Source organism: Bacteroides sp. (assembly GCA_036351255.1).
GTDB lineage: Bacteria > Bacteroidota > Bacteroidia > Bacteroidales > UBA7960 > UBA7960.
Map to the genome: position 1 here is coordinate 1 of JAZBOS010000033.1, position 7,118 is coordinate 7,118.

Annotated in this window: 5 protein-coding genes; 4 read left to right on the forward strand and 1 reads right to left on the reverse strand. The window is 46.9% G+C overall.

Annotated elements, in window-relative coordinates:
* The 3 genes from V2I46_03050 to V2I46_03060 form a co-directional block, all read left to right on the forward strand.
* Positions 1-538, forward strand: a 538-nt coding sequence (locus V2I46_03050; protein ID MEE4176464.1) for a RagB/SusD family nutrient uptake outer membrane protein, incomplete at its 5' end; no start/stop codon positions are given.
* A 386-nt stretch (positions 539-924) separates the two neighbouring features.
* Positions 925-3,999 carry a TonB-dependent receptor gene (locus V2I46_03055; protein ID MEE4176465.1) on the forward strand — a complete coding sequence of 1,025 codons (3,075 nt, stop codon included), beginning with the start codon at positions 925-927 and terminating at the stop codon, positions 3,997-3,999.
* 20 nt (positions 4,000-4,019) lie between these two features.
* The gene (locus V2I46_03060; GenBank protein ID MEE4176466.1) at positions 4,020-5,612 is read left to right on the forward strand and encodes a RagB/SusD family nutrient uptake outer membrane protein; all 1,593 of its coding nucleotides are present in this window, start codon (positions 4,020-4,022) and stop codon (positions 5,610-5,612) included.
* 11 nt (positions 5,613-5,623) lie between these two features.
* On the opposite strand, the gene V2I46_03065 is transcribed toward V2I46_03060, so the two are convergent.
* The gene (locus V2I46_03065) at positions 5,624-5,956 is read right to left on the reverse strand and encodes a hypothetical protein (GenBank protein MEE4176467.1); all 333 of its coding nucleotides are present in this window, start codon (positions 5,954-5,956) and stop codon (positions 5,624-5,626) included.
* A gap of 18 nt (positions 5,957-5,974) precedes the next feature.
* On the opposite strand from V2I46_03065, the gene V2I46_03070 reads away from it, so the two are divergent.
* Positions 5,975-7,118, forward strand: a 1,144-nt coding sequence (locus V2I46_03070; protein ID MEE4176468.1) for a hypothetical protein, incomplete at its 3' end; no start/stop codon positions are given.

Below are 7,118 nucleotides of genomic sequence, written 5' to 3' on the forward strand. Positions count from 1 at the left end.
AGGAAGGTATGCCAGTCAGGAAGAGTTTAATGCTGCCGTTGCCGAATACAGGGCCATTGTAAACAATTCTTCTTCGCACAACATGGTGCCCTATATGCACATTAAGATGGTTCAGTCCAATGGACCAACGATTGATCCAATGGATGTCATTCATATGAGGGCTTCAGAGATGTACCTGATTGAAGCAGAAGCACTTGCACGTCCGGGCGCTGCCCAGAACGAAGATCTGGCAAGGTCTGTATTGTTTGAATTGGTTTCTGCCAGGGATGAAGGCTATGTGCTTTCAACCAATTCAGGACAGGCACTTATCGACGAGATTCTCCTCCAGAGGAGGATTGAACTATTCTTTGAAGGCTTCAGGTGGTTCGATATGTTAAGGAATGATGAGGTGCTTGACTTAGCCGGATCGGGCGCTGATCCTAATCTTTACTTAGATGGTATGTATCAGGATAAGCCCAGCGTGAATCCGAAATGGGTATTCCTGATCCCTCAAAGTGAGCTTAATGCGAACCCGAATATTGTACAAAACCAATATTAAGATTTTACCATGAGGGCAGGGGAATCCCTCTGCTTCATGCCATGATTTGAAGAGGCCGTCTCAAATGCCTGAGACGGCCTTTTTGTTTTTTCATACAATTTTTATTTTATGAAAACATTTAATAATAATGATTTACATAAAACAGAACAAAAAAGTAAAAAAAAAATTCGGATAGGTATGTATAAATAAATGAATGAGAATGCATTAAAAAATAGAAATTAACATTAAGCAATTGTATAAAATCGATCTATACTAATAATTTTTTAGAAATCCAAAAAAATTAACAAACAATAACATTTTTTAATAAATTAGTGCTCCCTTTTTGGGGCTTATTGCCCGAGGGGTAAGAACCAACTCAATCAATTAAAAACTAAAACAAAACAAACATGAAGCGAATTCTGATTCTAACCGGACTTTTGCTATTTATGGGCGCCAGCCTGTATGGGCAAACGATTCGCGTTACAGGTAGGGTTTCTGATGCTTCGGATGGCAGCACCCTTCCGGGTGTTTCCGTAGTGGTAAAAGGAACCACGCAGGGTACTGTAACCGACATTAACGGTCAGTACGAGGTCCAGGTATCGCCTGAGGCGGTGCTGGTGTTCTCCTTTATTGGGATGCGTACGGTTGAAATACCGGTAGGAGGGCGCAACCTGATCAATGTAGCCCTGGAGCCGGATGTCATTTCCGTTGAGGAATTTGTAGTGGTGGGGTATGGCGTCCAGCGCAAGCGCGAAGTCACCGGTTCCATTGCCCAGGTAAAGGGCGAGGATATGGCCAACCTGGCTGCTCCCAGCTTTGATGCCCAGCTTGCAGGCCGTGCTGCCGGGGTGCAAATCACCCAAACCACAGGTATCCTTGGACAAGCCCCCAGGATTCGTATCCGCGGGATTGCATCCATTACTTCGGGGACTTATCCACTGATTGTTGTGGATGGTCAGCCCATTATTACCGGAGACATTGGAGGCTATGCCAATACCAATGCTTTGGCTGACATTAACCCTTCTGACATTGAGTCCATCGAAATTCTGAAAGACGGTTCAGCTACGGCCATTTATGGATCAAGGGCTGCCGCCGGTGTTATGCTTATTACCACCAAGCGGGGGCAAGCTGGAAAGTTTCAGATGAGTTACAACAACTACTTTGGCGTAGCTCAGCCCATTCAGTTATTTGACCTCACCAGTGAGGAAGAATGGTTGCCCCTGATGGCTGAAATGTTTGGCAATGCGGGCCTTAGCAACCCAGCCGTTGCTGCCGGACTGAATACGGACTGGCAGACGGAGGTTTTGCGCACCAATGCCTTCCAGCAAGACCACAACTTGTCGTTGTCAGGAGCTACTCCCCAAACCTCTTATTATTTTTCCATGGGATATACCGACCAGGAAGGGATTACCCGTCCCAACGCCATGGATCGTATCACTTTAAGAGCCAATGTGGATCAGAAAGTCAGGACATGGCTGAACGTCGGTATTAATGCCAATCTGGCCCGTTCCAATTATTTAGGACTGAATACGGGTGAGAACTCATTGTCGGGTAATATTTTTTCGGCCATTCGCCAGTTGCCCAATACACCGGTGCTTAATCCCGATCATCCAACAGGATATAACATCGATTTTGGCAACCCGCAACTGGTTGGTCGCTGGAATAATACTGCCACCATTGACGACAACCTTCCCAACATTATGTACGTCATTGACCAAAACAAAAACGATTCCAAAGTGAATCGGGCCATGGTTGGGACCTACGGCATCGTCAATATTTTGCCTTCCCTTGTTTTCCAGACCCGGCTGAGCGCAGACATTTCCATGACAGAAGGATTGATGTACTGGAACCCAATTCATGGTGACGGTGCCTCAGTGGACGGTAGGATATACAACAACCAGTCTAATTATCAGCGTTGGAACACAGTAAATACGCTCTCTTATGTTGAGACCTTTGCTGATCTCCATAACCTTAACCTGACGCTGGTGAATGAAGTTGGAAAGCAACGTTATAATTACTTCTTTGCCGGTGGTACTACCATGTCGGATACGTATTTTAACCAAGGACTGATCGGTGGCACTTATGCTACGCAGCTTTCCTCAGGGAGCATGAGCGAAAACGGGATCATCTCCTATGCAGGCCGTTTGAACTATAATTTTGATTCAAAGTACTTCCTGCAACTTTCAGCACGTTATGATGGTCTTTCATCTCTTCCGGAGGCCAATAAGTGGGGTTTCTTCCCCGGAGGGTCTGTTGGCTGGACCATCTCCCGCGAGTCGTTCATGCAGGATGTCGAATGGCTGTCTGATCTGAAAATCAGGGCATCTTACGCCGAAGTAGGTAACGCCAATATTGGCAACTATCCTTACCTGGGTCTTTACAGTGGTGTCAGGTATGCCGATTATACGGGTATTGCCTTCAGCCAGATGGGTAATGATCAGTTGAAATGGGAAACCAGTAAGAAGACCAACGTAGGTATTGACCTTTCCATTCTGGATGGGAAATATTCGCTGACCTATGATTATTTTATTGACAATGTGGACGGTTTGATTCTGGCTGCTCCGACGCCTCCTTCATTTGGTATTCCGGGCAACAGTGTAAATAAGAACATTGGGCAGTTGAAGAACTGGGGCCACGAGTTTGGTGTTCAGGCCAACTTTTTCCGTACCCGTGATTTCTCGTGGACGGTGGATATGAACCTTTCACTGGTTCAGAACGAGGTCATTGAACTGGCTACCGAGCGTCCGATGATTTATACTTATGTGATTAATGAAAGGGAAGAATCTCTTTACTCTGTTTATGGCTACGACTATGCAGGGGTGAACGCCGCCAATGGTAATCCGCTTTACCGCAGGGCTGATGGCAGCCTGGTACAGGGTGATATTGCATCGCAATCATACAAGCTGTATGATCCCAATAACCCGGGCGATATTTCACAGGCTGGTGCCCTGACTGGTGACGACAGGATCATTTTTGGTCCTTCTATGCCTACCTATTTTGGTGCAGTGAATTCCATTGTCAGGTGGAAAAACTTTGACTTTACTGCCATGTTCCGTTTCTCAGGTGGAAACTATATCATGAACCGCACGCGTGCAGACCTGGTATCCAACTCCTTTACCAATGCTGGAAGCGAATTGCTGGGCAGGTGGCAGAGCCCCGAAAACCCGGGTGATGGCTGGACCCCCAAGTTATGGTACGGTCGCACGAACTTTATCAACCGTCAGAACGAAACTTCGGGACGCTTTGTTGAGAAGGGTGATTTCCTTAAATTGCAGAACCTGATTTTGGGTTATACCTTGCCTACGGAATTGGTCGGACGTCTTGGAATTGACCGCCTCAGAATCTTTGTCTCAGGCACCGAATTGCTCATGTTCACCGATTACACCGGCATTGACCCGGAAAGTGAACGTTTCCTTGGAACGGACTTCAACGGCACCCCCCGTCAGCGGACCCTTACCTTTGGTGTTAACCTGAGTTTGTAACCTAAAAAATGAAGTCAATTATGAAGAAACTACATAATATTCAGCAAATGGCAGGCAAGCTGGTTATGCTGTCGGCTTTTGCCTTTGGTTTATTTTTCACTTCCTGCTCGGAAGATGAAATCATAGACCTGCAACCCTTCAACCAGATTTCTGAGACGGTGGCCTTCTCCACCCCTGAGAAAGTGGAGCTTTCGGTCCTTGGCATGTACCAGGCTGCCCAAATCGGCGATTATAATGGTGGCCAGCGCGGATATCCCTTTGGTGCCGCTTTTGTTCAGCAGGGTGAAAACCGTGGTGAAGATGTTGTGAACATCTATGCCTTTTACGCGATCACTTATCAGAACACCTATAACGCAACGACCGCCAATAATGTATATTATTGGTTGGATACCTACCGTTTGATCAATCGAATAAACATTGTGATTGACGGTGTTCAGGTTGCAGCTGATAATGGCGTAATAACCCAGGAAAAGGCTAATCAGTATAAGGGGGAAGCCTTGTTGCTTAGAGGAGCTGCTTATCATGAATTGTTGGTTATGTTTTCGCGTCCCTATAAGCATACTGCTGATGCTTCTCACATGGGTGTTCCTTACCATAAAGTGCCTTTCACAACGCAACAGGCCATTGATGAGGGCTTTGCCACCGGAAGACATACGGTTGCCGAGTGCTACACCTGGATTCTGGAGGACCTTGAACTTGCTGAGCAGTACTTACCTTTGAAGTCAGAATGGGATGGTAACTGGAAAGTTTCCAGAGGTACCAAAGGAGCAGCTGCTGCTTATAAGGCCCGTATTCATCAGCATATGTGGAATATGCCCGGGGTCATCACTGAAGCTTCTAAATTTGTCGGTGGAGGTATCTATGCCGGTCAATACGCCCTTGGGGCTGAGCCCTGGACCGTCTTTGCCAACAACTATGGCAGCGATGAGTACCTTTTTGGCATGGAAAGCTCGCCAACCAACTATCCAAGTGTCAACGGAGCCCTTGCCTCGCAATTTAAAAGGCGTTTGCTGGTTTGCTTTAGTCCTATTAACTGGAGGAATCCCTTCTGGCTGGACGATGATAAGCGGCGCTCAAACGAAATGATAATTACCGACGGTGGTGTAATCTATACCAACAAATACCGCGATGACGTTGGGTATACCGACCTTTCACCGATGATGCGTTATGGCGAGGTTTTGCTTAACCTGGCCGAAGCTTATGCCCGCCAGGGCGATGTGGTCAACGGCCTGATGTACCTGAATATGGTGCGTAACCGTTCGCTGGCTGATCCTTCAACCCAGGCATACATTTCAGAAGATTTCGCTAATAATATTGAATTGCTGGAAGCCATCCTTTATGAAAGAAGGATAGAGCTTGCCTTTGAAGGCCGCCGTTGGCCGGATATCAGCAGGCTGCAGCATTGCCCGCACTTCCCCATTGATGGGATACCCGGTAAACTGGCCAATGGTTTGCCAGCTGCTGCGGAATTTGATCTCTCATTGGGGCCCTATACTGGCCCTTACCCGGTGGTTTCTGTACCATACGAGAACCATCTTTTCCTGTGGCCAATTCCTCAGGCTGAGATCAACGCCAACCCCACCCTTGCTGCTCAGCAGAATCCTGGCTGGTAGTATCTGGTGATTTAATCAATAATAAGGGCTGCCCCGAATGCGTGAGGCAGCCCTTTTATTTGCCCGGGTGAAATTTTTAAAGGCAGTTTTTCCCATTTTTTCAGTTCAATTTCCCTGATTCCTTGGATGACAAAATGACATTTTGGAAGGGTTTTTGATAGTTTAAGGCATAAGTGATAAACTGCAAATGAGGTGCTTTTAACCTTCCTCCCCTGAAATAGCATTGGGGAAAGGCACTGAATGGACGATTGTATTTTGCCCCTGCCGAGGAGTATCCGGGTTGTTAACCACCTTTTATTTTTTCGTAAATTTATTCTGCCGTTGTTTGCGGTTTCCTTTCTCATCCTGAAAAATCCTTGACTATGAAACAAGCAAGAATACGTATTTCTTTATTTGTTTTTCTCTTTCTGTCCCCGGGATTGAGCTGCTTACTAGCTGCACAGCCAAGGGCAATAGATGAAATCCCCCTGCTACTCAGAAGTTATCAGGATGCGCTGATTCCCCAAAAACTTTTCATTCATTTTGACAAAGAGCATTATGCAGCCAGGGAAACCATTTGGCTGAAAGGGTACCTTGTATGGGCCATCGACCATTCGCCCGTTCAGGATACGGCCAATGTTTACCTCGAACTGTGGAACGTTCGGGGCGAAAAAGTCCGCGAATTGATAATCCGACCCGAGAACGGGCATTTTAATGGACAGATTTCGCTGGAGCCAGCTATTCCCGATGGCAATTATGTGATAAGGGCGTATTCCGACCTGATGCTGAATCTGGATGAGTCTTTTTGGTTTCACAAATATTTTTATGTCAGCAATCCTTCCTTTGCAAACCAGATTGATAATGATATGCGAAAATTTAACCGGGAATTTAATGACGCCCTTGAGCAATCGCGGGAGGAGATGATCATTGAATTTTTTCCCGAGGGGGGGCATTTGGTGGATGGCCTGGAGAGCAGGGTGGCTATCAGGGTTTCGGACCTTACCGGCAGGGGGGTAAAGGTAAAGGGCCAGATCAAGGATCAGGAAGGGGACCTTGTTGCCGGTTTTGAAACCAATGCCAGCGGGCTGGGGCTTTTTACCCTCAGACCTGAAGCGGGGAAGCACTATTTTGCTGAAACTCCTGAAAGGGAAGGGCTAGCTCTTATTAAGCCCTTGCCCCAGGCAGAGAAGGATGGCTTCGTGCTCAGGGCTGAAATGGGGGATGAGGAACTTGAAGTCAATATTACAGGCACGCGTGAATTAGCAAACGCTTCACTGCTGGCCCAATCAAAGGGAAAAGCTGTGTTCTTAAAGCATGAACAGGGAAATGAAATGGCGGTGACTTATAGGTTGCCCCTGAATGACTTTCCTTCCGGTGTTTCTCAACTGGTGTTATTTTCACCAGGAGCTGTTCCACTTGCTGAAAGACTGGTTTTTGTCAATCACGATGACCAGGTTTATTTTGATATGCAAGCCAGGGTGTTGCGATCGGGGGAGGAAACCGCCCTGAGCATTGATGTGCTGGCCA

Coding starts and splice junctions, on each gene's coding strand:
- V2I46_03065 (MEE4176467.1), bottom strand. CDS start 5,956: ATGAGAAAGGAAACCGCAAACAACGGCAGAATAAATTTACGAAAAAAT.
- V2I46_03055 (MEE4176465.1), top strand. CDS start 925: ATGAAGCGAATTCTGATTCTAACCGGACTTTTGCTATTTATGGGCGCC.
- V2I46_03060 (MEE4176466.1), top strand. CDS start 4,020: ATGAAGAAACTACATAATATTCAGCAAATGGCAGGCAAGCTGGTTATG.